This is a genomic window from Seonamhaeicola maritimus, assembly GCF_008056315.1.
Lineage (GTDB): Bacteria > Bacteroidota > Bacteroidia > Flavobacteriales > Flavobacteriaceae > Seonamhaeicola > Seonamhaeicola maritimus.
The window spans coordinates 165,299-189,445 of sequence record NZ_VRKQ01000018.1 but is presented as its reverse complement, the minus strand read 5'-3'; the positions used below and the strand labels follow the sequence as shown (position 1 = coordinate 189,445).

The following is a 24,147-nucleotide window of genomic DNA, read 5'->3' as shown; positions in this document are numbered from 1 at the left end:
TGACGCAACCTTTTTTTGGCCCGAGCATCTATTTTATAACTAAACCAATTAAAATGAAGACTCTTTTAATTATCTCAGTTCTTTTAGTGATTAACCTTGTATTGTTAGTATTTAGTGTAAATAAAAAAACAGAACCTTGATTTAAGATTCTGATTTTTATTTTTAAACGTATTCTAAATTTTTAATTTACCTCTGGTAAAAAATTATAGTCTTTACTATAATCAAGCATTTGTCCAGCAAATGTTTCAGGCTGAGTCACCTTTATAGACTTAATTTCTCCCGCATCATTTTTCTCTGCTACTAAAACCGGATTTACAAAACCAGAATACGGTGCCGATGTAAATTGTTTATTTCTTTCTAAAACTTCAGCATGAATTGCTTGGTCTACTTTTACACCGTAACCTTCAACTAAAGCTTCAACAGCAGCATAATCTCCTTCTGATTTTATACGTTGTGTTTCTCTTAATAAATCACCAAAAAGAACACGAAGCTTTTCATAATCATTAATATTGAAATATGTTTTTCCATCCTTAGTTACCTTTTCAATAACATTATCAGCTTTTCCTTTTTCATAAACCCAAGCACTCACCCACTGTCTGTTACGCATATGTGCTTCCTCAACATCATCACCCAAATTTAAACGAATTAACTGCATCATCAATCCGTTTCTTATATAACCATCAAAAGCAGCTTTACCAACAGCTTTCCAATCATCCACTAAATCTAGCTCCTGAAGTTTTGAATCATATAAAAAATAAAGGGCCACCAAATCTGCTCTACCTTCCTCTAAAGTAGACGCATAATTTTTAAGTGTTTCTTTAGTTTCACCAACTCCTGGATTTAACACACCAGAAGCATGCCCAATAACCTCGTGTAAAGCTGTGTGCAATTTATCTGCCAATTGCCCATGTTTTTCTTCCAATTCATATTCTTCTTCATCATGAACAAACTCTTTTAAGCGACCAGAACTTGTAGAATTATTATAAGCCTGAGTAATATTACCCAATGAAACTGATTTGCTTCCAACAGCAGCTCGTATCCAGTTAGCATTTGGCAAATTCACCCCAATTGGTGTACTTGGAGACGCATCACCCGCTTCTCCAGCAACATTAACTACTTTATAAGTTACCCCAACCACATTAGCCTTTTTGTGTGCATCCATAATTGAAGAATTGTCTTCAAAGTACTGTGCGTTATCAGAGAGCACTTTCATTTTTTGAGACATATCGAAATCATTAATTTGCACAATAGTCTCATACGAACCTCTATATCCTAAAGGGTCATTATAAACTTCAACAAAACTGTTTATATAATCAATATTTCCTTCTGTGGCATTGGTCCAAGCTACGTTATAATCATCCCAAGTTTGCAAATCACCAGTTTTATAATAATCTATCAATATACCAAGTGCATTACCTTGAGCGTCATTTTCAGCAACACCCTTAGCCAATTCTAACCATTTGATAATTTCATCAATGGCACTTCCGTATAATCCTCCAGACTTATAAATACGTTCTTTAACCACACCATTTTCTTTTACTAATTGAGAATTCAACCCAAATGACAATGGTTTTTCTGGGTTAGGAGATTTTTTTGAAGCATAAAAACTCTCTACATCTGCATTAGTAACATTTGGCCCATAAAAATTAACAGCAGAAAGCCCCACATTGTCAATACCTTTACCTTGGTTTACTTTTTTAGAATCTGCCTCATTAAAAATAACATCAAAAGCTTCACCTTCTAAAGTAGTATTTGTACTAGCTAATAATTGTTTTAAATAATCTGAAGAAAACTCAGGAGTTAATTTGTCATTTGAATAATGATGGTGAATACCATTACTGAACCATACACGTTTTAAATATACTTCAAAAGCCTTCCAATCATCTCCAAATTTATCACCATTATAAGTAGTGTAAACATTTTCCAAAGCTTTTCTAATAGTTAAATTATGACGATAGTTTTGATCCCACATAATATCTCTACCACTCAATCCGGCTTGGGTTAAATAATATACTAATTTTTGCTCCTTTAAGCTTAATCCTTCCCACCCCGGAATTTGATATCTCAGCACCTTTATATCTGCAAATTGCTCAACATTATAGTTGAATGTTTCAGATGATTTTACTTCGGAAGTTTCCATAGTTTTCCCAGATTTACTATCAACACAACCGAACAATAACGTAGCCATAAATGCCACACTCAGTAAAAATCTTAGTTTCATTTTATAAGTTTATTTGTTTTATAATTATTTTAATAATCTACTAAATACCGAATTTTAATTAATATTTAAAATGATATTACTCAGTTTTATATAAAATCCTAATTTAAAGATTAGCAAATGTAATAATTTATTAACCGAAATGAAAAATGATTATCTTTGATTTGTTAACCACTCAAAACGCTTCAAATGAAAACCTTTAAGTATATTTTATTCCTTTTATTAATTGCCATTATTGGTACTTCAATTTATATTGCTGTACAACCAAACTCTTTTGAGGTTACTAGAACCAGAACTATGAAAATTCCTGCTGCAGTTATATATTCTAATGTTATTGATTTTAAGAATTGGCAAGATTGGTCTTCATGGGTGGAAGCAGATCCTGATATGAAAATTACTTTAGCCGATAAAACAAGAGGTGTTGGCGGTTCTTATTCTTGGGAAGATAAAGATGGCATAGGCACTATGACTAACTTAGAAGCTGTACCAAACACTTCCATTCAGCAGGAAATGCAGTTTGGAGAGTTTCCAAAATCTGATATTTCTTGGAAATTTCAGCGTACAGAGGATGGTTCTACAGATGTTACTTGGACCATCTCAGGTAAAGATTTACCTTTCGGCTTTAAAGCCTTTGCTACTTTTTCAGGTGGTATGGAAAAACAAATTGCACCTCATTATGAGCGCAGTTTAGAAAAATTAGATAGTATTGTTTCGCTTCGTTTAAAAGCTTTTTCAGTTAATGTTGATGGTATTACAGAATATGGTGGGGGCTTTTACATGTACAAAACAACAGCGGCTACTGGCACAAATATTAGCCAATTAATGGGAAAACAATATGGTGAAATAATGGGCTATATGGCCAAAAATAATATTGTTGCTAGCGGCATGCCTTTTACTATTTATAATGATATGAATCCTGAAACAGGTAATATTATTATGAGTAATGCCATTCCTATAATGAGCAAAGTAACTGTTGAAAAAGAAAGTGAAATACTTTGTGGGTTTATGTCTAATTTGAAAGCTTTAAAAACTACTTTAAAAGGCAATTATACTAACTTGCCCAAAGCATGGGAAGCAGCCATGGGCCACATTGCAAAAAATGGTTTGGAAATGTCTGATGTTAAACCTTTTGAAATTTATACAAACGATCCAGGGAATTTCCCAAATCCTGCAGATTGGGTCACAGAAATTTATATACCTCTTAAGTAATTCATGAAACATATTTTATTGGTTTTTATTGGTGGCGGCTTTGGTAGTGTGCTACGTTATATTATTGGCAAATATTTAAACAGCTCACAAACTGGATTTCCTTATGGTACTTTTGCCGCTAATATTATAGGAAGTTTGTTTATTGGTGTTATTTTGGGTTTAGCTGCTAAAAACAATTCGCTAAGTCAAAGTCAAACACTATTATTAGCAACTGGTTTTTGTGGTGGATTCACTACCTTTTCAACATTTGCTTATGAGAACCATATGTTTTTAAAAGCAGGCGATTTTACAAGTTTTGCAGTTTACACCATTGGTAGTTTTATTGTAGGGTTTTTAGCTGTGTTTTTAGGAATGTTTTTGGTGAAGTAGAAACTTGACTTTGTAGAAATTTTCGACTACCTTCGTTTAACAGCCGATAAATATCACTGAAACAGAACTTTACCTTTGCCTTAGCCTCCTTAGAATTATCAAAAAAAATGATAAAATTCTTCCGGAAAATTAGAAAACGATTGTTGACTGAAAACAAATTCAGTAAATACTTAATTTACGCTATTGGAGAAATCATCCTTGTCGTTATTGGGATTTTAATAGCGCTACAAGTGAACAATTGGAACATTGAAAGAAAGAGTGAACTCAAGGTAAACGAACTCTCTAATAATTTGCTACAGGAGTTAAGAGGGCTAAAAAGATTAATGGATAATCAGCTGCAGGCTGTGGAGTATCAGCAAAACCTAATACAATATGTAACCAATAATAATAAAATCCAGATGGACACGGTCTTTCGCCTATCAAAATTCGATAGTTTCCAAGTAGACCCATTAAATTTTGCATTCTCATATATTGTGTATTTAAACCCAAGAGGAGATTTGTATAATAGTGCTATCAATGAAGGGACTTTAGCTCTCCTTGAATCAGAAGATATAGTCAGTAATTTAAATACAGCATATACTATGAGTGAAAAGAGGTGGGCGGAACATGTTGATGCAGAGAACTTAATTAACACTAGGATACAAACTTACATATCAAATGCATATAAAGATATATTCAATGCAGCTGAATTTGTAGATCAAAAAGGGGCTTGGGATAAAACAACAACACATAAAGTCTTGCAAAATATTCACGCGGATGGTGAATTGAAATACCTTCTTTCAGCAAAACTCCAAATTCTTCGATTCAAATATGCATCTCTAAAAAAACGAAACTACCGAAAAGTTGAAGAACTTATTGATTACTTTGAAAGTAAACAGAAATGAGTTTTCCAGATAAAAATGAAAGGCTAACAAATAATATGAATGCATGCATTAAACTGCTGGCTTGAAACTAATTTGCAAATAAGTTACTAAAGAAGAAATTAAATAAGTCTAACGGCAGAGTATCATACCTAGGCTCAAACGAATCTCTAAAATTGTCATTTCTTAAAAGCCTTAACCCCAGCTTCAATCTTAACCCTTAAATAATTTTGCCTTGGTACAATAGGGCAAGAGTATCTTTCACTATAAGCACAATAAGGGTTATAAGCTTGGTTAAAGTCTACAATCATGGTATCTCCTACTGGTATTCTAGCATCCACATAGCGCCCGCCTCCATAACTTTCTTCTCCGCTAGTTTCATCTAAAAATGGTAAAAAGAGATAATCTTCATAACCTTCCTTTTCAATTAAACCTTTATTTTGAAATATATCCAATTTTAAATCTTTTCCATTCAATGTAAAAGATAATTCACCATATTTAACGTATTCAGGTCGCCTGTCTGTAGTGGTCTTCATTTTAAAAGATTTTTCATTTGGTGTTCTTTTAAAATTGGCGGTAACTACAAAAGTAGAATCGAACTTAAAAAAATCTAAACCCGTAAAATGCTTTCGGTCTTTTTCAGTTAAAGGAGATTCAGTAGCATCTTTAAACTGTGCATTCATCTCTTTTTGAAACTCAGTTTCTCCTTGTATACGTTGCTTTTTTTGTGCGCAACTAACTGAGGTTATTAACAATAAAAAAAGGGCTAGGTTTTTCATTCGTTTATTTTTTTTCTAATCAAATGTACAACTTAAGAAAATTTTATATAGCTTTGGAGCATCAAATAATTTTGAAATGAGACACATCGTCGCTATTTATAAGAAACAATGTATGACTTCCTTAACCAGAAGGACATGTTGGGCTTATTATATATTGTGGTGATGTTGATATAAAATATTACAATATTAAAAAGTCCGACTTCTCAGTCGGACTTTTTATTTTTAGTTGATTATCAACTGTTTAATTAAACCAATTTATTTATGACTTAGAACATTAGAAATCATGAAAACACTATTTAACAATTACGTAAACACATTTAAAGGACTATCAACAGAGGTATGGTGGCTGGCACTTATTACACTTATTAATAGAGCAGGTACCATGGTCATCCCTTTTTTATCTCTTTATTTAACCAAGAGCTTAAATTTCTCGGTTAGTGATGTTGGTTGGATTATGAGTGCCTTTGGTTTAGGTTCTGTGGTGGGTTCATGGTTAGGCGGCAGGTTAACAGATCAAATTGGATATTATAAAGTAATGGTTTTTAGCTTACTAAGCACTGGTATTCTTTTTATTGCTTTACAGTTTTTAACTACGTTTACATCATTCTGTATTGGAATATTCTTGGTTATGACGGTAGCAGACAGTTTTAGACCTGCCATGTTTGTAGCTATGAGTGCTTATAGTAAACCAGAAAACAAAACAAGATCTGTTACGCTTATAAGGCTTGCTATTAACCTTGGGTTTTCTGCAGGACCTGCTGTGGGTGGTTTAATTATTACTGGCTTAGGCTATAGCGGTTTGTTTTGGGTAGACGGTATTACCTGTATTGCAGCTACTTTGGTATTAGTAAATGTTCTTAATCCGAAGTCAACTAAAATACTAGATAAAGTAAAAACCAAAAACCCGAAATCTGCGTATGGAGATAAGGCTTTTATAATATTTTTATTCGCCATGATGCTTTTCGGAATTGTATTTTTACAATACTTTTCTACAATGCCAATTTATTACAACGAAGCGCATTATTTAAGCGAAATAGAAATAGGCTTGCTTTTGGGTATGAACGGATTTATCATTTTCGCATTTGAAATGCCACTGATAAAATGGTTAGAAAACACAACCTTTACAAAATCTGGACTCATGCTTTTTGGAGCCATATTAACAGGCTTAAGTTTTTTAATATTGAATTTTACATCATGGGTTGGCGTATTGGTAATAGGTATGCTGCTAATGACTTTTGGTGAAATGATTGCCTTTCCTTTTTCTAATGCCTTTGCCATGGATAGAGCCAAAAAAGGTAACCAAGGTGAATACATGGCCCTGTATAGTATTTCATTTTCAATAGCACATATTTTTGGGCATAATATGGGGCTACAAATGACAAACCAATTAGGCTTTGAAAACACCTGGTTTGTAATCACAGGGTTAGCAGCGCTTTGTGTATTCCTTTTATTTGGCTTAAGACAATATCTAAATGGCAAGAAAAAAAGAAAAGCCATACTAATTGAAGAAGAAGAAACAGAAATTTTATGGATTTAAATCAGATTACCATACCATCATTAGATGTTGTAAAAGCAAGTGAATTCTATAAAATCTTGGGGTTGCGTCTTATTGTAGACGCACTCCCAAGATATGTTAGATTTGAATGTACCAAAGGAAATTCTACTTTCTCTATACACGAAGTTGAAGAGTTACCTAAAATAAGTGGAATTACACTCTATTTTGAAAATGAAAATTTAGATGAATTGGTTAAGGGTCTTCAACAAAATGGAATTGTATTCAAACAATTGCCAGAAGACAAACCTTGGTTATGGCGTGAAGCACATTTAAATGATTTGGATGGAAATCATATTATTTTATATCATGCAGGTAAGAACAGAAAGAATCCACCTTGGAGGATAGATTAATTACTTTATAGGTTTTATTTCCTTTTGCTTAACAACATCAGAAAGTACAATTTGGGTTTTACTTTCTCCATAAATAATAAGCTGATCTATAAAAGTTTCTAAATGCTTGTGATTTTTTAGGACTACTTCCATAACAATATTCTCGTCGCCAGTAATTCTGTAACAGTTAACTACCTCATCAAAAGTTTTTACTTTTTCCAAAAAAGGTTTTAGCTTACCCATAAAAGCTCTTAAAGTAATTATGGCTTTTAACTGATAACCCATTTCAAATGGAGAAACTGCTGTCTTGTATCCTTCAATAACACCTAAATCTTCCATCTTTTTAATGCGCTCTGAAACTGCCGGCGAACTAATACCAACCTGACGTCCTATTTCGGCATTTGAAAGTCTAGCATTTGTTTGTAAACACTTCAAAATCTTCTTATTAAGCTCGTCAATTTTCATTTAAAGTAATTTAACTGTATAAACATTTAATTTAAAGCAAAAATACACATTTACTTTAAATATTAAAGTTGAATATGATTTCTTGTGAGTAATTTTGATAAAATTGCAGTGAAAAATTAGATGATGTTACACAATACCCCACCAAACCTATCGGAATTACCGATTTATAGAAAAGCTCTTGAAATTTTAGCGCTTTCTCAGAACATTTCTACGTACCTAAATGACGACTTAGCTCCGCTAAAAGAAGATGGTACTGAAGACTCAAACATTTACTTTACTGGTGATATTGTTCAACAGTCTGTTTCGTTAGTTCCGGAAATTGCAAATGCTGAATTACAACGTCATTCTGAAAGAAAGCACAAGCATGTTGCCTCATTAAGACAACTAACTAATTTACTATATAAAAACTCATACCGTTTAGAAAGATCAAACAGTAACGGTAAGGACTTTTTACCAATTCTAAGAAACGAATTAAAGAAGTTTAAGAAGTTACAACGTAGTTGGATGCTAAGTTTATAATGTTACCTGCCATGTGGTTCCATGTTTGGTAGTTTTCCTAAATCTCGAACATAGTAATCAAAATGTCTCTTTACTTGAGCAAAGACCTCTGATCTGTATTCTCTAATACCGTGATCAGCTCCTTCAAAAAGAATAAACCTTGTTGGATGTTTGGCCTCGTATAATTTATTTACTAGAGTCATTGATTCTGTTGGAAGCACTCTCCAATCTGCACTACCATGTAAAATTAATAATGGCGTAGTTTTACACATTTCGTCGGCCCAAAAAATAGCCGAACGTGTTTTAAGTTCTTTCTCTTTATTCTCAAAATAGTTCGGAATTAACTCGGAATACACGTACTTCTCCATTTCTGGTCTACTAGTGATATTCGTAAAAGAATCTGCCGCCCCGGCCACAACAGCCGCCGCTTTAAAATCACAAGTTCTCTTAAGTGCCAAATAGGTCATCATGCCTCCTCTACTCCCTCCTTCTATACCTATTCTTGAAGTATCCGCATTTGGTAATTCTTTTAATAAAGGTATCAGGTTCAAAACATCATTTACATCTTTACCTCCAAACTCCTCTTGCCCTTCTCCACCATCATTTCCTCTATATTGGCTTGCCACAACAACGTAATTCCAACTTGCCATTTCTCCTAAAAAAAATGCAATTCCATAAGGATTCCAAGCTCCAAACTCTCTATTCCCTCCTCTATTTGCTATAATACACGGATAAACACCTTCTTTTTTGGGTTCTGAGATATACCCTGTCACTCTTAATCCATCCGACAAATATATAATCTTGCTAAATTTCACCTTATCTAAAACCTCAAGAATATGCTCATTACCTTTTAAACGACTCATGATTGTATCATGAAGCTTATATACTTCTTTACTTATAATTTTGCCATTTTGAGTGTGTGAAAAACAGAAACTAAATACCAAAAACAGTGTTAAATACCTTACTTTCATTATGATTTATTTTTAAATGTAAGTTACTTAAAAGAAGTATATAAAATAAAAAAGCACACCCAAAAGGATGTGCTTTATGTGAGAGACTTCAATTTTTTCATCAATAATTATTGATATCAGCTATTAATCAGACTATTATGATACAAATTGAATGGCACGAATTTACACCTATTGACAATACTTTTTTGTAAAAAAAACACTTAACGATTGATTTATGTCAATTTTAGATAAAATAAAATTAGTCCAATTCCAACCTAGATAATGTCTCTGGACGCATATTAAGTAAAGATGCTAAATGTTTCTTAGGTAAGCGCTTTAGTTTCTCAGGCTTAATAATTTTTCTATAATAATCAAATCTTTCTTTAGCCGAAGGAATTCTTGCAGCAAAAGCCCTGTATTCCGCTTCAATAAAATATTCTTCCAATAATATTCTATATAAACCTTCCATTTCCGGGAAGTGTTTTAAAGCAAATTGAAGGTCATCAAAGCTTAAACTTTCTGTATACGTATCTTCTAAACACTGTATATTTTCCAGGGCTACCTTTTTCCTAAAAAACCCAGAAATAGACGTTATCATTTCACTATCAACACTTGCCCAAGTTGTAATTTCATTATCATTGTGTATAAAAAAACCTCTTACAAGTCCTTTTCTTATAATGTACAATCTATCAGCTATTGTTCCATTAGTAATAATAAAATCTCCTTTATTAAATTTTTTATTAACTATTCTTTGAGCCAGATATTTATTAAGCGATTTCGATAAAGGCATTATCGAATTCAACATAACAATGCTAAAAAGATTATTGTATTTGGTTACAGACATTAATCAAATATAAGATAAAATGTCTAAAAATAAGAAAACAGCTACTTAATATATTCACATTAGAATAACTTTAGAATTACATGTTCCTTCTATATTGTCCACCAACTTCAAAGAGTGATTTGGTAATTTGCCCAAGCGAACAAATCTTGCAAACCTCCATAAGAATTTCAAAAATATTCTCGTTTTTAATAGCTGCAATTTGGAGCTGCTTTAACAAACGCTCTGTATCCTCTCTTTTATGCAAGTTTTCTAAAGTCTTAATTTGAAATTTCTTTTCTTCCTCTGTTGCCCTAATTACTTCAGCAGGTAAAATTGTTGGAGAACCTTTACTACTTAAAAAAGTATTCACACCTATAATTGGAATTTCACCATTGTGCTTTAATGTTTCATAGTATAAACTTTCTTCCTGAATCTTACTGCGTTGATACATAGTTTCCATAGCTCCTAAAACACCTCCTCTTTCTGTAAGTCGATCAAACTCTAACAACACCACTTCTTCAACCAAATCAGTTAATTCTTCAATAATAAATGCTCCTTGAATGGGGTTTTCATTTTTAGCTAAACCTAACTCTTTATTGATAATGAGTTGTATAGCCATCGCACGACGAACAGACTCTTCTGTAGGTGTAGTTATAGCTTCGTCATAAGCATTTGTATGAAGTGAATTACAATTATCATAAATAGCGTATAAGGCTTGAAGTGTTGTTCTTATATCATTAAAATCTATTTCCTGAGCATGCAAGCTTCTTCCTGATGTTTGAATGTGGTATTTCAATTTTTGAGCGCGTTCATTAGCACCATATTTATATTTCATTGCTTTTGACCAAATCTTTCTTGCCACACGACCAATAACCGCGTACTCTGGGTCTATACCATTAGAAAAGAAAAAGGATAAATTTGGTCCAAACTTATTAATGTCCATACCTCTTGAAAGGTAATATTCTACATAAGTGAATCCATTTGACAATGTCAATGCCAACTGTGTTATTGGATTTGCACCTGCTTCAGCAATATGATAGCCTGAAATAGAAACAGAATAAAAATTACGTACATTATTATCAATAAAATATTCCTGAACATCACCCATTAAACGCAATGCAAACTCAGTAGAAAAAATGCAGGTATTTTGTGCTTGATCTTCTTTCAAAATGTCTGCTTGTACTGTCCCTCTAACTTGAGAAATGGTTGCTGCCTTTATTTCTTTATAAACCTTAGGAGGTAACACTTGATCTCCGGTTACACCCAATAACATCAGACCTAATCCATCATTTCTTTCTGGCAGTTCTCCGTTATACTTTGGCTGTTCTTTTCCTTTATATATCTTGGCAATTTTAGCCTCAACTTCAGATTCAAGCTCATGTTCCTTTATATATATTTCACATTGCTGATCTATGGCAGCATTCATAAAAAACCCTAACAACATTGGAGCTGGACCATTAATAGTCATACTAACAGAAGTCATAGTATCAGCTAAATTAAAACCTGAATACAATTTTTTGGCATCATCTAAACAACAAATGCTTACACCAGCGTTTCCTATTTTCCCGTAAATATCTGGCCTATAATCTGGATCATTACCATAAAGTGTTACACTATCAAAAGCTGTTGACAATCTTTTTGCGGGCATTCCCATACTTACATAATGAAACCTTCTATTGGTACGCTCAGGGCCTCCTTCTCCAGCAAACATTCTTGCAGGGTCTTCTCCAACTCGCTTAAATGGAAATAACCCTGAAGCAAAAGGAAATTCCCCTGGTACATTTTCTTGTAATATCCAACGCAAAATATCGCCCCATGCTTCATATTTAGGTAAAGCTATTTTTGGAATTTCCAAATGCGATAGCGACTCGCTATGCGTTTCTACTTTAATTTCTTTATCCCTAACTTTAAATGAATAAACAGGAAGTTTATATCGATTAACTTTTTCATCCCATTTTAAAATGAGTTCCCAATTTTTGGGCTCAAGATTTATTTTTACCCCATCAAATTCTTTGAAAAGTAATACTAATAACTCTTTCTTGTCGTCCTCGACTTGTTTCAGAATTTCTTCCTGATTTATCCCCAATTCATTTAAATAAGATTGCTCTTTGCCTTTCGAAATAACAGCAACAATATTTATAGTTTTATAAATACCAAAAAGCTTTTGTGCGAGTTCTACCTGTTCATTAACATTTTTATCATAATTTCTATTACTATCGGCAATTTCAGAAAGGTATCTATTTCTTGAAGGAGGAATTATAAAAACCTTTTCACTCATTTCTTTGGAGACCTCAAAAGTAGATTTTAAATCTGCCGCAGCTTTTTCAACTAAAACGTCCATGACTGCTTTGTAGAGTGAATTCATTCCAGGATCATTAAACTGTGAAGCAATAGTTCCAAAAACTGGTAAATCTTCTTGAGGAGTCTCCCAGAGATTATTGTTACGCATATATTGCTTTTTCACATCTCTTAAAGCATCCAACGCACCACGTTTATCAAACTTGTTGACAGCAACCAAATCAGCAAAATCAAGCATGTCAATTTTTTCCAATTGTGTTGCAGCACCAAATTCTGGAGTCATTACATAAGTGGCAACATCACAATGCTCAACAATTTCAGAGCCTGATTGTCCTATTCCGGAAGTTTCCAAAATAATCAGATCAAAATTGGCAGCTTTCAAAATATCAACCGCTTCATCAATATGTTTAGAAAGCGACAAATTTGATTGACGTGTAGCCAAACTTCGCATATAAACCCTTGGGTTATTAATAGCATTCATTCTGATTCTATCCCCCAAAAGTGCACCACCAGTTTTTCGTTTTGAGGGGTCAACAGAAATAATCCCAACAGTTTTCTTTGGAAAATCAATTAAAAAACGTCTTACTAATTCATCCACCAAGGATGATTTTCCTGCTCCACCAGTTCCAGTAATTCCCAAAACGGGGGATTTAGAATCTTTTATTTTATTTTGAATTTTTTCTAGAGGATGTTTTGAAATTTCAGGGAAGTTCTCAGCCGATGAAATTAATCGGGCTATTGCACCGTGATTTTGTTCTGAAAGAAATTCATCCTCACTTTTTAAACTATCTCCAATGGCAAAATCCGATTGTTTTACTAAATCATTTATCATACCTTGAAGCCCCATTTCTCTGCCATCATCAGGAGAATAAATTCTAGCTATACCATAATCCATTAGGTCCTTAATCTCATCTGGAAGAATAACTCCTCCACCTCCACCAAAAATCTTAATATGTCCTGCCCCTCGTTCATGAAGCAAGTCAAACATATACTTAAAGTACTCATTATGTCCCCCTTGATAGGAGGTTAAACAAATAGCATTTACATCTTCCTGAATAGCTGTATTAACAACCTCCTCCACACTCCTGTCATGCCCTAAATGAATCACCTCAACCCCAGTTGCTTGAATAATTCTACGCATAATGTTAATAGATGCATCATGACCATCAAACAATGAAGCAGCTGTAACAACACGAATATTATACTTGGGTTTATAGGGTTTTATATGTTTCATCTTTAAAAAAAAGTCTATTTTATTGATGCAATTTACGAAATATTCAAAAATTTTATCGATTTATCGAATATTTTCAAAAATATCATCTTAGATTATTTCTTCTCTATTTTTAAGCTAATTTTACCAACCGAAATACGCAAAGCCCTATGAATAAGATTACTATTTTAATTCATTGTAACGATAGACCAAACATTATTGCCTCGGTTACCAATTTTATTGCACATCAAAACGGTAACATTGTATATATAGACCAACACGTAGATAGAGAACAGAATATCTTTTTCATGCGATTGGAAAGTGAGTTTGGGTCAAAATCTTTTTCCACAGAAGCCTTTAAGGAAGCTTTTAAAGATGTACTTGCAGATAAGTTTGATATGAAATGGCGTATCTATTCTTCGGAAAAGAAACCTAAAATGGCTTTATTTATTTCGAAATATGATCACTGCCTTTACGATTTGTTAGGACGTTATAATTCTGGAGAACTTAACTTAGAAATCCCATTTATAATTAGTAATCATAACGATTTAAAATCTATTGCCGATAATTTCAAAATTCCGTTTTTCCATGTACCTGTAACAAAGGACACCAAGAATGAAGCAGAAAACGAACAATTAAGGTTATTAGAAGAACATGGTATTGATTTCATTGTATTGGCCAGATATATGCAAATTGTTTCTCCAAAGCTTATAGACAAATACGACAATAAGATCATAAACATTCATCACTCATTCTTGCCAGCTTTTGTTGGCGCTAAACCATATCATTCTGCTTATAAACGTGGTGTTAAAATTATTGGTGCTACTAGCCATTATGTTACTGAAGAATTAGATGCAGGACCAATTATTGAACAAGATGTAACTCGTGTAACGCATGCGCACTCCATTCCAGATCTTATAGCCAAAGGGCGCGATTTAGAAAAAATAGTTTTAGCAAATGCGGTAAAACTTCATGCCGAAAGAAAAGTGATGGTCTACAATAATAAGACGGTTATTTTCTCATAAAAGTATTTCCTAAATAATTCCAGAATTTTCACAATCAATCTTGTGACTTATTTTTTTATTCGTGTCTTATTAAATAGAAAACTAATAGAACGCGAAAAAATGATGAGGGATTGTTTAGTTTAAAATTGAAGAAAAGACACCTTTCTCTCAAGGTGTCTTTTTTGTTTCTAACTTAATATTAATTCATATATTTAAAACAAAAATCATGGCCCGAAAACTTTTAATCCTACTACTAGCTATATTCCATTTTACGGCGTGCGCCGAATTACAACAAGTTATTAATGAATTACCTCAAGGTGGAGGCATTAGTAATACAGAAATTGCCTCTGGTTTAAGACAAGCTTTAGATTTTGGTATTGACAAGCAAGTAACCAAACTTACTCAAAAGGATGGTTTCTTTAAAAATGAATTAGTTAAAATACTACTACCAGAAGAACTTCAAAAGGTAGATAAGACTTTACGCGATATTGGATTAGGTAAATTAGCTGATGAAGGCTTAAAAGTACTCAATAGAGCTGCCGAAGATGCGGTAAAAGAAGCTACGCCTATTTTTGTTGATGCTGTGAAAGGAATCACTTTTGCCGATGCCAAAAATATTCTGCTAGGAAATGATAACGCTGCAACTCGATATTTAACTGGTAAAACTGAAACTGCTTTATATGGTAAATTGAATCCTGTTATTAAGAATTCCTTCTCTAAGGTTGGGGCCGATGATATTTGGAGCAACTTAATATCTAAATACAACAATTTACCTTTTACAAAAGATGTAAATCCGGATTTGACCGATTATGTTACTAAAGAAGCATTAGATGGTGTTTATACTTTGATTGCTATTGAAGAAAAAGAGATTAGAACTAAGTTATCATCAAGAACTACAGATTTACTAAAAAAAGTATTTGCCCTACAGGATTAAAATCTTCGTTCTCAATATTTTAAAACCACACTATTTGGAACCAGAAAAAATTCAAATTAGCACAACTTTTTCTAATTAGAGGTTTTCTTTTTATATAGTCCATCAAAGGCTATGGCAATATCTTTTCCGTCTGTTATAATTTCCCAATACTGACGTACTGTTCCATCTTCATTTTTTGTCCAGGTGACTCTATTTTTTACCCTTTGCCCTTTTTCATTGGTTTCTTCTTCTGTGCTTAAAATCATTTGGTTTTCAACCCTACTTCCTTTTAAATGCAAAACCCCTCCTTGATTATCTATCCAAATTTGTTCCCACTGTTTCGTTTTAACATTGTAAAAATTGTTGCTTGTCCCCGTATAATTCCCTTTGGCACTTTTCCAGTTTTCTAGAATCACGCAATTATTTTGAATTTGAGTGATATTACTATAACCAGCAATAGTTTCATTCTTATTGAAGACTTCCCATTCACCTAACCAAAAATCGAACGCATCATTGTTTTCTGTACAGCATTTACATGAATTCTCTTGAGCATTCAATGTAAAAGAAAACATTATAAAAAGCATAAAAGTTAAAAATCTCATATTCGCAGAAGTTTAATGGTTTTCTTAAAATTATTCAAAAAGAAGCAGATTTTACATTGTATTAACAAAACATTAAATTATGATTTTTATGAATAGTACTAATCTGACATAATCTTGTTTTTAATATTCCAATAAAAAATGTATATTTAATTACTTGTTATTCAAGGCTAAATGAGCAATACCGAATTAATAAAAAGCAGAAGAGAAGCTCTCAACAAAAGATATAAAGAACTTGTTGAGCAAGCTTATAATTTAAGACAAACAGATTTTGCTTTAAGTGACTTCTCTGAGTTTAAGGCTATTGAGCTTTTAGATGAAATAAATCGGTTAAACTACCTATCAAGAGACATTATTCAACCAGTTTCTTAAATTTTTCATTTTTCTTACATCCAATTTGCGTTAATTTTCGTATTTTATAATAGAAAAAGAAACGTTATGGACAATCAATTTTGTAAAGTGGGAAAAATAAAACCCAACTTAAGTAAAGTTTTAAGTCTTAAGGAGATCGAAAAAAGAATCAATAACTTTGTAGATGATATAAACAAAGTAGATTTTTCTGAAAGTATGAAAGCCAGAATTTAATCTAAAATTGCTTTCATCTCTTGCTGAAGTTCTGCTGCCTTTTTAGCTGCGGCCTGAGCAAAGTCATCTTCTTTTGAAGCATAAATAATACCTCTGGATGAATTAATTAATAATCCAATAGATTTATTCATCCCATACTTACATACGTCTTGTAAATTACCTCCTTGAGCACCAACACCTGGCACCAACAAAAAACTATCTGGAATTATTTGCCTTATATCTGCTAAATATTCTGCTTTGGTAGCTCCCACAACATACATTAAGTTTTCAGAATTATTCCATGTCTTAGACGTTTCTAAAACTTGCTTATATAATTCCTGATTATCAACCGTCTTAGTCTGAAAGTCAAATGCTCCTTTATTTGAAGTTAAAGCTAATAAAATTGTATGTTTATTTTCAAAAGCAAGAAACGGCTCAACTGAATCTTTACCCATATATGGTGCTACGGTAACAGAATCAAACGCTAAATCTTCAAAAAAAGCTTTAGCATACATGGTACTAGTATTTCCAATATCACCACGTTTAGCATCCGCAATAGTAAATATTTCTGGGTGATTTTCGTTTAAATAATTGATTGTTTTCTCCAAAGCCTTCCAACCTTTTAAACCATAAGCTTCATAAAACGCTGTATTAGGTTTGTACGCCACACATAAATGATGTGTAGCATCTATTATTGCCTTGTTAAAAGCAAAAATTGGGTCTTCTTCCTTTAAAAGGTGTTCCGGGATTTTATTTAAATCTACATCCAACCCAATACAAAGAAAGGATTGCTTTTTTTTGATTTCTGAAATGAGTTGGTTTGTTGTCACTGAAAGTATTAAATAGTCTCGTCACCAGCTTTCAACTTCTCAGTATTTTCAGCTAGCATAAGTTCATCAATTATTTTTTGAATGTCTCCGTTTACGATGTTCTGCAAATCATAAAGTGTTAAACCAATCCTATGATCGGTAACACGACCTTGAGGGTAATTATATGTTCTAATTTTAGCACTTCTATCACCCGACGACACCATACTACCACGTTTAGCAGCATCGGCCTCTTGTTTTTTAGCGAGTTCCAAATCGTACAAACGTGACCTTAAAACCTTAAATGCCTTTTCTTTATTCTTATGTTGAGACTTTTGGTCTTGACACTGAGCCACCAATCCTGTTGGTATATGAGTTAAACGCACGGCCGAATAGGTTGTATTTACAGATTGACCACCTGGACCCGAAGAACAGAAATAATCTATCCGAACTTCTTTAGGGTCAATTTCTACATCAAATTCCTCTGCCTCTGGAAACACCATACAAGTAGCTGCACTGGTGTGAACACGCCCTTGAGTTTCTGTTTGAGGCACACGTTGTACCCGATGCACTCCGGCTTCAAATTTCAAGGTTCCATAAACATCTTCACCAGATACTTCAAACTGAATTTCTTTAAAACCACCATTGGTGCCTTCACTAAAATCTACAGTACTTACTTTCCACCCTTTGCCCTCACAGTATTTGGTATACATTCTAAATAAATCACCTGCAAAAATACTTGCTTCATCACCACCTGTTCCAGCACGTAATTCTACTACGGCATTTTTGGCATCTTCTGGGTCTTTAGGAATAAGTAAAACTCTAATCTCTTCTTCTAATTTTGGAATGCCTTCTTTAGCCTCATCATATTGCATTTTGGCCATCTCAACCATTTCGGCATCGCTTCCGTCGGCAATAATTTCTTCGGCTTCGGCCAAATTATTAGAAAATTCAATGTAAGCTTCGCGCTTATCCATTAAAATTCTTAAGTCTTTATACTCCCTATTAAGTTCAACATAACGTTTCTGATCTGAAATAATATCTGGCTGAATGATTAAATCACTCACCTCATCAAAACGTTGTTTAACTATTTGTAATTTCTCTAACATCTACCTGCTTTAATTGGTGACCAAAAATACGATAAATTATGAATTTTATGTTAGTCTCAGACTGCCGATGTTTCTTAAAAACAGAATATTTTTATCTATGGTACGTTTTTATTGATACCATGCAGCAGTTATCATCAATATTAATGTTTTACAGACCATTAGTTTTATGGTCCTTTCTCATAAATATTATACTATCATTCTTTAAAGTTGAGATAATAACCATACTTATTACCAAATTGTTTTTGATTGGATTTTTATGGTATATCACCAACGAAACTAATGGAAAACAGAAACTCTTATTCTGTAAAAACCTTGGGATTTCTACATTAAAACTTTTTTCACTTCTTTATCTGATAGACTTGTTATTAAGCATTCCTTTTCTTATCATTCTTAGAGAATTTGTATAAAAAAAGGAAGCCTTTCGGCTTCCTTTCACATCAGGTTATTGATTGCTAACCACACTTTGAAGAACCGCAATCCTTACAAGTTAAACAACCCTCTTGGTAGATTAAATTATCCGAATCACAATTTGTACATGTTTGCCCTTTTGCTTTTGTGCCATCAGCCACATAACGCTTTAAGGCTCTACCAACACCATTTTTCCAGGTATTTATAGATTCTGTATCTAATTGTAAACTGTTAATTAAATCAACAATTTTGTCTATTGGCATTCCGTGACGAAGCGTACTTGAAATTAATTTAGCATAATTCCAAAACTCTGGATTGAATTTATGCGACAGTCCTTCAATAGTAATTTTATATCCGCGTTTATCCTTAAACTGGAAATCATATCTAGATGTACCGTCTTCGTTTCTGTTTTTAATAATAAGTCCGTCATTAACCCAACGTGGAATTAAAATACCATCTTCATCATCAATTAAACCAGTAAATATTTCATAAGGCTTACCTTCAATTAAACCGATAAAGGCGATCCACTTTTCCTTATTATTCTGAAAACGAACCACATCGGCCTCCAAAGTTTGCGGACGTTTTATTGGAAATGGTGTTAACGTATTATTGGCTTCATCCTCCTTTTTATCATCGTTTGAAATTAACACTCCCGAACGAGATCCGTCTCTATAAACTGTAACTCCTTTACAACCAACTTCCCAAGCTTTCAGGTATAATTCACCCACCAATTCCTCAGAAACATCATTTGGTAAATTGATAGTTACACTAATTGAATGATCAACCCATTTTTGAATAGCTCCTTGCATGCTAACCTTACTCATCCAATCAACATCATTTGAAGTAGCGCCGTAATAAGGCGATTTTTTTACAAGTACATCCAACTCTTCTTGCGAGAAATTTTTAGAAGTGTCTATACCATTCACTTCCATCCATTGTTTAAACCTATGGTGGAATACAACATATTCTTCCCAAGAATCACCAACTTCATCAACAAAATCAATACGAACATCTTTATCGCCTGGGTTTACCTTTCTTCTTCGCTTATACACAGGTAAAAATACAGGTTCAATGCCGGAAGTGGTTTGTGTCATTAAACTTGTTGTTCCAGTTGGTGCGATGGTTAAAAGTGCAATATTACGCCTACCGTATTCCAACATTTCGTAATACAGTTTGCTATCAGCCTCTTTCAACCTATTTATAAAAGGATTTTCCTTTTCTCTATCAGCATCAAAAATGGTGAACGCTCCGCGCTCTTTTGCCAAATGCACAGATGCTCTATAAGCTTCAATTGCAATGGTTTTATGAACCTTTAAAGAAAATGCATTTCCAGCTTCACTTCCGTACTGTATACCCAGAGCCGCTAGCATATCTCCTTCAGCTGTAATACCAATTCCAGTTCTACGTCCTTCCTCAGCTTTTCTTTTGATATTAATCCATAAATCTCGCTCTGTACCTTTAACCTCATCCAATTCTGGATCAGAATCGATTTTTTCAAGAATCACATCAATTTTTTCTAGCTCTAAATCGATAATATCATCCATTATTCTTTGAGCATAAGACACATGCTTTTTGAATAAATCAAAATTGAAAGACGCCTTATCGGTAAATGGGTTTTCTACATAAGAAAATAAATTAATAGCTAGTAAACGGCATGAATCATAAGGACATAAAGGAATCTCTCCACAAGGATTTGTAGATACCGTTTTGTAACCTAAATCTGCATAACAATCTGGAACAGACTCATTAATAATAGTATCCCAAAACAGAATTCCAGGTTCAGCAGATTTCCATGCATTATGAACAATCTTACTCCAAACATCATTAGCCTGAATGTTCTTAGACACCTTTGGGTTAGCACTGAATATTGGATACTTTTGTGTGTAATCGGTTCCGTTTTTAACGGCTTTCATAAATTCATCATCAATTCTAACCGATACATTAGCACCAGTTACTTTTCCCTGCTCCAATTTAGCATTTATAAAATCTTCAGAATCTGGATGATTTATAGAAACCGAAAGCATAAGTGCCCCTCTTCTTCCATCTTGAGCAACTTCTCTTGTGGAGTTTGAATAACGCTCCATAAAAGGCACTATTCCCGTTGATGTTAAAGCTGAATTTTTTACTCCAGAACCTTTAGGGCGAATGTGTGATAAATCATGACCAACACCACCACGACGCTTCATAAGTTGCACTTGCTCCTGATCAATTTTCATAATACCTCCGTAAGAATCTGAATCTCCAGAGTTACCTATCACAAAACAGTTTGAAAGTGATGCAATTTGATACGGATTACCAATACCTGCCATTGGACTACCTTGAGGAACAATGTATTTGAAGTTTTTAATTAAATCAAAAACGGCATCTTCACTTAATGGATTTGCATATTTAAGTTCTACCCTAGCAATTTCTTTTGCTATTCTACGATGCATATCATTTGGAGTCTTTTCATAAATATTTCCATCTGAATCCTTCAGAGCATATTTATTTAACCAAACGCGAGCTGCTAAATCGTCATTTTTAAAGTATTCTAAAGAGGCATTAAAGGCTTGGTCTTGGGTATAAGTTTTTGGTAGTGTTTTGGTTAGGTTTTCTTTCATGAGGTTTGCAGAAGTTTTGTTCTAATTAGATTAAAAAATTTGAACGTGAAGATACACAAACCTAACAATTCAAAACATGACAAAAATCATAAAGTTTACAAGAAAACACAGCTAAAATACTGTTTTACAGTGTTTTAATTATTTATCAACATAAAAAAGTTAACAAATATTTCGAAAAGAATTTGGTAGTAATTTTTAAAAATCTACAGCGAAACCAACTCCCAAAAATTGCTTCCATTGGATTTTAGCACCAGCCTCATCAAACTCACCCTCTACATCAGTTTCTTTAGAAGTTTTCACATCATCATCATACCTTATATGAGATCCAAATCTTGCGCGTACATAGTTATTCACCTTAAAATCGAAATCTAACCTCCAATCTAAATCTACGTTACCAAAGTTATTAATGTAATCTGTATATAACCCCACTTTATGAACCATATTAATGTTTTCAGCAACTTCCATTTCGTAACTATTTGTTACCAAAATCCCTAACTCCTTTCTAATACGCTTACCAGGAACAACAATATTACCTTGGTCATCTAAAACTGCCGGATCTACACCAAACGCACCTGCATTTGCCAAATCTTCGTCTAATACAAAAGTTGCCTTTAAAGTAACTGGTGAAAAATAAAGAGATAATTTATCTATTCGCTTTCCGTACTCCATTCCCCCTCCAAAGAACAAATACCCAGGTGCCATCAATCTAGAAATAGGAGTTTCTTTGTTAGGATACTTGTAACCATTAGCAAACTGTGTTCTAAAATTAAGCCTTGCAGAATAATACCAGTTAGACTTAATATCTGGCTTATAGCCCATATTTGAGTTTATTTCAAATAAATCATCAGTTTTTCTTAACTCTCTTGATTGCTGCTTATTGACACCATACCGCATGATTAAATTATTACGCCATGAAAAATATTTATCAGAATAATTTCTAGAAGACTCTAAACCCAGTAGGCCTGAAATTGAATTAGCACCACCGGCATTCCAGTTAACAAAAGCAACTTCACTTAAATCTACAGACGCTTTGTTCTTTATTTTCCATTGGGGACCATCGTATTTTTTTGGCTTTTCCTTAAGATAGAGTGAATCCGGTTGTGCATTTGAAAATTGAAATGAGAAGCATACTAGGGCAAATAGGATGTATCGCATGGTTTTGTGTTAGGTTATTTTAAGTTCATCTCTCATCAACAATCATTCCATTATGATGAGAACGTAAAAAATTCTAATAGCTAAACTCTCCAAACTCACTTTTTATTGTAAGCTTCTTCTCTTTTGATGCTTCCACCCTACCAATAATTTGGGCATCAACATTAAATGACTTAGAAATTTCAATGATATCATTTGCAATTTCAGGACTTACGTACAACTCCATTCTATGCCCACAATTAAACACTTGATACATCTCCTTCCAATCCGTTTTTGATTGCTTTTGAATTAATTTAAAAAGGGGTGGAATTGGAAACAAATTATCCTTTATTATATGATTTTCATTTACAAAATGAAGGATTTTAGTTTGAGCACCACCAGAACAATGAACCATTCCGTGAATATTCCCACCATCGTATTTTGATAAAATTTGCTTAATAATAGGCGCATAGGTCCTTGTTGGAGACAACACTAGTTTGCCAGCATCTATTGGAGAATCTTCAACCAAATCGGTTAATTTAACACCACCAGAATATACTAAATCTTCAGGTACTGAAGCATCAAAACTCTCTGGGAATTTTTTCGCCAAATACTTATTGAACACATCGTGGCGCGCAGAGGTTAAACCATTACTTCCCATACCACCATTGTATTCCTTTTCATAAGTTGCCTGTCCAAAAGAAGCTAACCCAACTATAACATCACCTGGTTTAATATTCGCGTTATCAATAACATCAGAACGTTTCATTCTTGCTGTTACTGTAGAATCTACTATAATAGTTCTAACCAAATCACCAACATCAGCAGTTTCTCCACCCGTTGAATGAATGGTTACTCCAAACGATTTTAAATCTTCAAGCAACTCTTCTGTTCCGTTAATAATCGCAGAAAGAACCTCACCCGGAATTAAATTTTTATTTCTTCCAATGGTAGAAGAAAGCATAATATTATCCGTAGCTCCCACACACAACAAATCATCTATATTCATGATTAGCGCATCTTGAGCAATCCCTTTCCAAACAGAAACATCTCCTGTTTCTTTCCAATACATATAAGCTAAAGACGATTTTGTCCCAGCACCATCAGCATGCATAATCAAGCAATAATCCTCATCATTTGTTAAATAATCAGGTACTATTTTGCAGAATGCTTTTGGGAATAACCCTTTATCAATATTCTTAATAGCATTGTGAACATCTTCTTTTGATGCCGAAACACCACGCTGTGCATAACGTTTTGAAACTTCTTGACTCATAATATTATAATGTGGTGCAAAGGTAATTTTTTAAAGCAAAACTTTAGGGTTTTTTAAAGTCTGTTTTACTAACAGTTTTTTAACGAATGACAACTCCCTCAATAATTGAGCTTTTTGATTTTGTGGAAAATTTCGGTTAATTTCGTTAGGCTATCAATATAATTCACTTTTGCT

General features: G+C 33.3%; 22 protein-coding genes. 10 read left to right on the top strand and 12 right to left on the bottom strand.

The features are described 5' to 3' along the window. Nucleotides 1–181: 181 nt before the first annotated feature. Nucleotides 182–2,221 (bottom strand): dipeptidyl-peptidase 3 family protein, encoded by a 2,040-nt coding sequence (locus FUA22_RS15725; RefSeq protein WP_147769544.1) that lies wholly within the window; start codon nt 2,219–2,221, stop codon nt 182–184. 186 nt (nt 2,222–2,407) lie between these two features. On the opposite strand from FUA22_RS15725, the gene FUA22_RS15720 reads away from it, so the two are divergent. The 3 genes from FUA22_RS15720 (at nt 2,408) to FUA22_RS15710 (ending at nt 4,680) form a co-directional block, all read left to right on the top strand. Continuing rightward, on the top strand, nt 2,408–3,427 hold the full coding sequence (locus FUA22_RS15720) for an SRPBCC family protein (RefSeq protein ID WP_147769543.1): 1,020 nt from the start codon (nt 2,408–2,410) through the stop codon (nt 3,425–3,427). Between the two features lie 3 nt (nt 3,428–3,430). After that, the gene (gene crcB, locus FUA22_RS15715) at nt 3,431–3,796 is read left to right on the top strand and encodes a fluoride efflux transporter CrcB (protein WP_147769542.1); all 366 of its coding nucleotides are present in this window, start codon (nt 3,431–3,433) and stop codon (nt 3,794–3,796) included. Nucleotides 3,797–3,903: 107 nt separating this feature from the next. Continuing rightward, on the top strand, nt 3,904–4,680 hold the full coding sequence (locus FUA22_RS15710) for a DUF6090 family protein (RefSeq protein ID WP_147769541.1): 777 nt from the start codon (nt 3,904–3,906) through the stop codon (nt 4,678–4,680). 155 nt (nt 4,681–4,835) lie between these two features. Here the strand turns inward: FUA22_RS15710 and FUA22_RS15705 are convergent, their stop codons facing one another. Beyond that, nucleotides 4,836–5,435 carry a DUF1684 domain-containing protein gene (locus FUA22_RS15705; protein WP_147769540.1) on the bottom strand — a complete coding sequence of 200 codons (600 nt, stop codon included), beginning with the start codon at nt 5,433–5,435 and terminating at the stop codon, nt 4,836–4,838. A 283-nt stretch (nt 5,436–5,718) separates the two neighbouring features. Between FUA22_RS15705 and FUA22_RS15700 the strand changes: the two genes are divergently transcribed. Both FUA22_RS15700 and FUA22_RS15695 read left to right on the top strand, forming a co-directional pair. Next, on the top strand, nt 5,719–6,972 hold the full coding sequence (locus FUA22_RS15700; RefSeq protein ID WP_147769539.1) for an MDR family MFS transporter: 1,254 nt from the start codon (nt 5,719–5,721) through the stop codon (nt 6,970–6,972). Continuing rightward, on the top strand, nt 6,963–7,340 hold the full coding sequence (locus FUA22_RS15695) for a VOC family protein (protein WP_147769538.1): 378 nt from the start codon (nt 6,963–6,965) through the stop codon (nt 7,338–7,340). Before FUA22_RS15700 ends, FUA22_RS15695 begins: the two co-directional genes overlap by 10 nt. Here FUA22_RS15695 and FUA22_RS15690 read toward each other — a convergent pair whose 3' ends face one another. Continuing rightward, nucleotides 7,341–7,784 carry an Lrp/AsnC family transcriptional regulator gene (locus FUA22_RS15690; RefSeq protein ID WP_147769537.1) on the bottom strand — a complete coding sequence of 148 codons (444 nt, stop codon included), beginning with the start codon at nt 7,782–7,784 and terminating at the stop codon, nt 7,341–7,343. Between the two features lie 123 nt (nt 7,785–7,907). Between FUA22_RS15690 and FUA22_RS15685 the strand changes: the two genes are divergently transcribed. Further along, nucleotides 7,908–8,303 (top strand): hypothetical protein, encoded by a 396-nt coding sequence (locus FUA22_RS15685; RefSeq protein WP_147769806.1) that lies wholly within the window; start codon nt 7,908–7,910, stop codon nt 8,301–8,303. Between the two features lie 2 nt (nt 8,304–8,305). On the opposite strand, the gene FUA22_RS15680 is transcribed toward FUA22_RS15685, so the two are convergent. From FUA22_RS15680 to FUA22_RS15670, 3 genes are all read right to left on the bottom strand, one after another. Then, nucleotides 8,306–9,253, bottom strand: a complete 948-nt coding sequence (locus FUA22_RS15680) for an alpha/beta hydrolase family protein (protein WP_147769536.1) — start codon at nt 9,251–9,253, stop codon at nt 8,306–8,308. Nucleotides 9,254–9,491: 238 nt separating this feature from the next. Further along, a complete protein-coding gene (locus tag FUA22_RS15675; RefSeq protein WP_147769535.1) occupies nt 9,492–10,076 on the bottom strand; it encodes a Crp/Fnr family transcriptional regulator in 585 nt (194 codons plus the stop codon). A gap of 76 nt (nt 10,077–10,152) precedes the next feature. After that, complete coding sequence (locus FUA22_RS15670; protein WP_147769534.1) at nt 10,153–13,587, bottom strand: methylmalonyl-CoA mutase family protein; 3,435 nt, start codon at nt 13,585–13,587, stop codon at nt 10,153–10,155. Nucleotides 13,588–13,733: 146 nt separating this feature from the next. Between FUA22_RS15670 and purU the strand changes: the two genes are divergently transcribed. Then, nucleotides 13,734–14,588 carry a formyltetrahydrofolate deformylase gene (gene purU, locus FUA22_RS15665; protein WP_147769533.1) on the top strand — a complete coding sequence of 285 codons (855 nt, stop codon included), beginning with the start codon at nt 13,734–13,736 and terminating at the stop codon, nt 14,586–14,588. Nucleotides 14,589–14,793: 205 nt separating this feature from the next. Beyond that, nucleotides 14,794–15,501, top strand: a complete 708-nt coding sequence (locus FUA22_RS15660) for a DUF4197 domain-containing protein (protein WP_147769532.1) — start codon at nt 14,794–14,796, stop codon at nt 15,499–15,501. 71 nt (nt 15,502–15,572) lie between these two features. Here the strand turns inward: FUA22_RS15660 and FUA22_RS15655 are convergent, their stop codons facing one another. Beyond that, on the bottom strand, nt 15,573–16,082 hold the full coding sequence (locus FUA22_RS15655; protein WP_147769531.1) for a hypothetical protein: 510 nt from the start codon (nt 16,080–16,082) through the stop codon (nt 15,573–15,575). Between the two features lie 171 nt (nt 16,083–16,253). Between FUA22_RS15655 and FUA22_RS15650 the strand changes: the two genes are divergently transcribed. Together FUA22_RS15650 and FUA22_RS18495 are read left to right on the top strand one after the other, a co-directional pair. After that, complete coding sequence (locus FUA22_RS15650; protein WP_147769530.1) at nt 16,254–16,451, top strand: Lacal_2735 family protein; 198 nt, start codon at nt 16,254–16,256, stop codon at nt 16,449–16,451. Nucleotides 16,452–16,517: 66 nt separating this feature from the next. Further along, nucleotides 16,518–16,664, top strand: a complete 147-nt coding sequence (locus tag FUA22_RS18495) for a hypothetical protein (RefSeq protein ID WP_170309949.1) — start codon at nt 16,518–16,520, stop codon at nt 16,662–16,664. Here FUA22_RS18495 and pyrF read toward each other — a convergent pair. From pyrF to FUA22_RS15620, 5 genes are all read right to left on the bottom strand, one after another. Beyond that, a complete protein-coding gene (gene pyrF, locus FUA22_RS15645) occupies nt 16,661–17,473 on the bottom strand; it encodes an orotidine-5'-phosphate decarboxylase (protein ID WP_147769529.1) in 813 nt (270 codons plus the stop codon). The genes FUA22_RS18495 and pyrF overlap by 4 nt on opposite strands. An 8-nt stretch (nt 17,474–17,481) precedes the next feature. Further along, nucleotides 17,482–18,558 (bottom strand): peptide chain release factor 1, encoded by a 1,077-nt coding sequence (gene prfA, locus FUA22_RS15640; RefSeq protein WP_147769528.1) that lies wholly within the window; start codon nt 18,556–18,558, stop codon nt 17,482–17,484. A gap of 452 nt (nt 18,559–19,010) precedes the next feature. Then, nucleotides 19,011–21,566, bottom strand: a complete 2,556-nt coding sequence (locus tag FUA22_RS15630) for an adenosylcobalamin-dependent ribonucleoside-diphosphate reductase (RefSeq protein ID WP_147769527.1) — start codon at nt 21,564–21,566, stop codon at nt 19,011–19,013. Nucleotides 21,567–21,761: 195 nt separating this feature from the next. Further along, entirely contained in the window at nt 21,762–22,721 is a 960-nt protein-coding gene (locus FUA22_RS15625) for a DUF3078 domain-containing protein (RefSeq protein ID WP_147769526.1), read from the bottom strand. A gap of 73 nt (nt 22,722–22,794) precedes the next feature. Continuing rightward, on the bottom strand, nt 22,795–23,973 hold the full coding sequence (locus FUA22_RS15620) for an AIR synthase related protein (protein ID WP_147769525.1): 1,179 nt from the start codon (nt 23,971–23,973) through the stop codon (nt 22,795–22,797). Nucleotides 23,974–24,147: the final 174 nt, after the last annotated feature.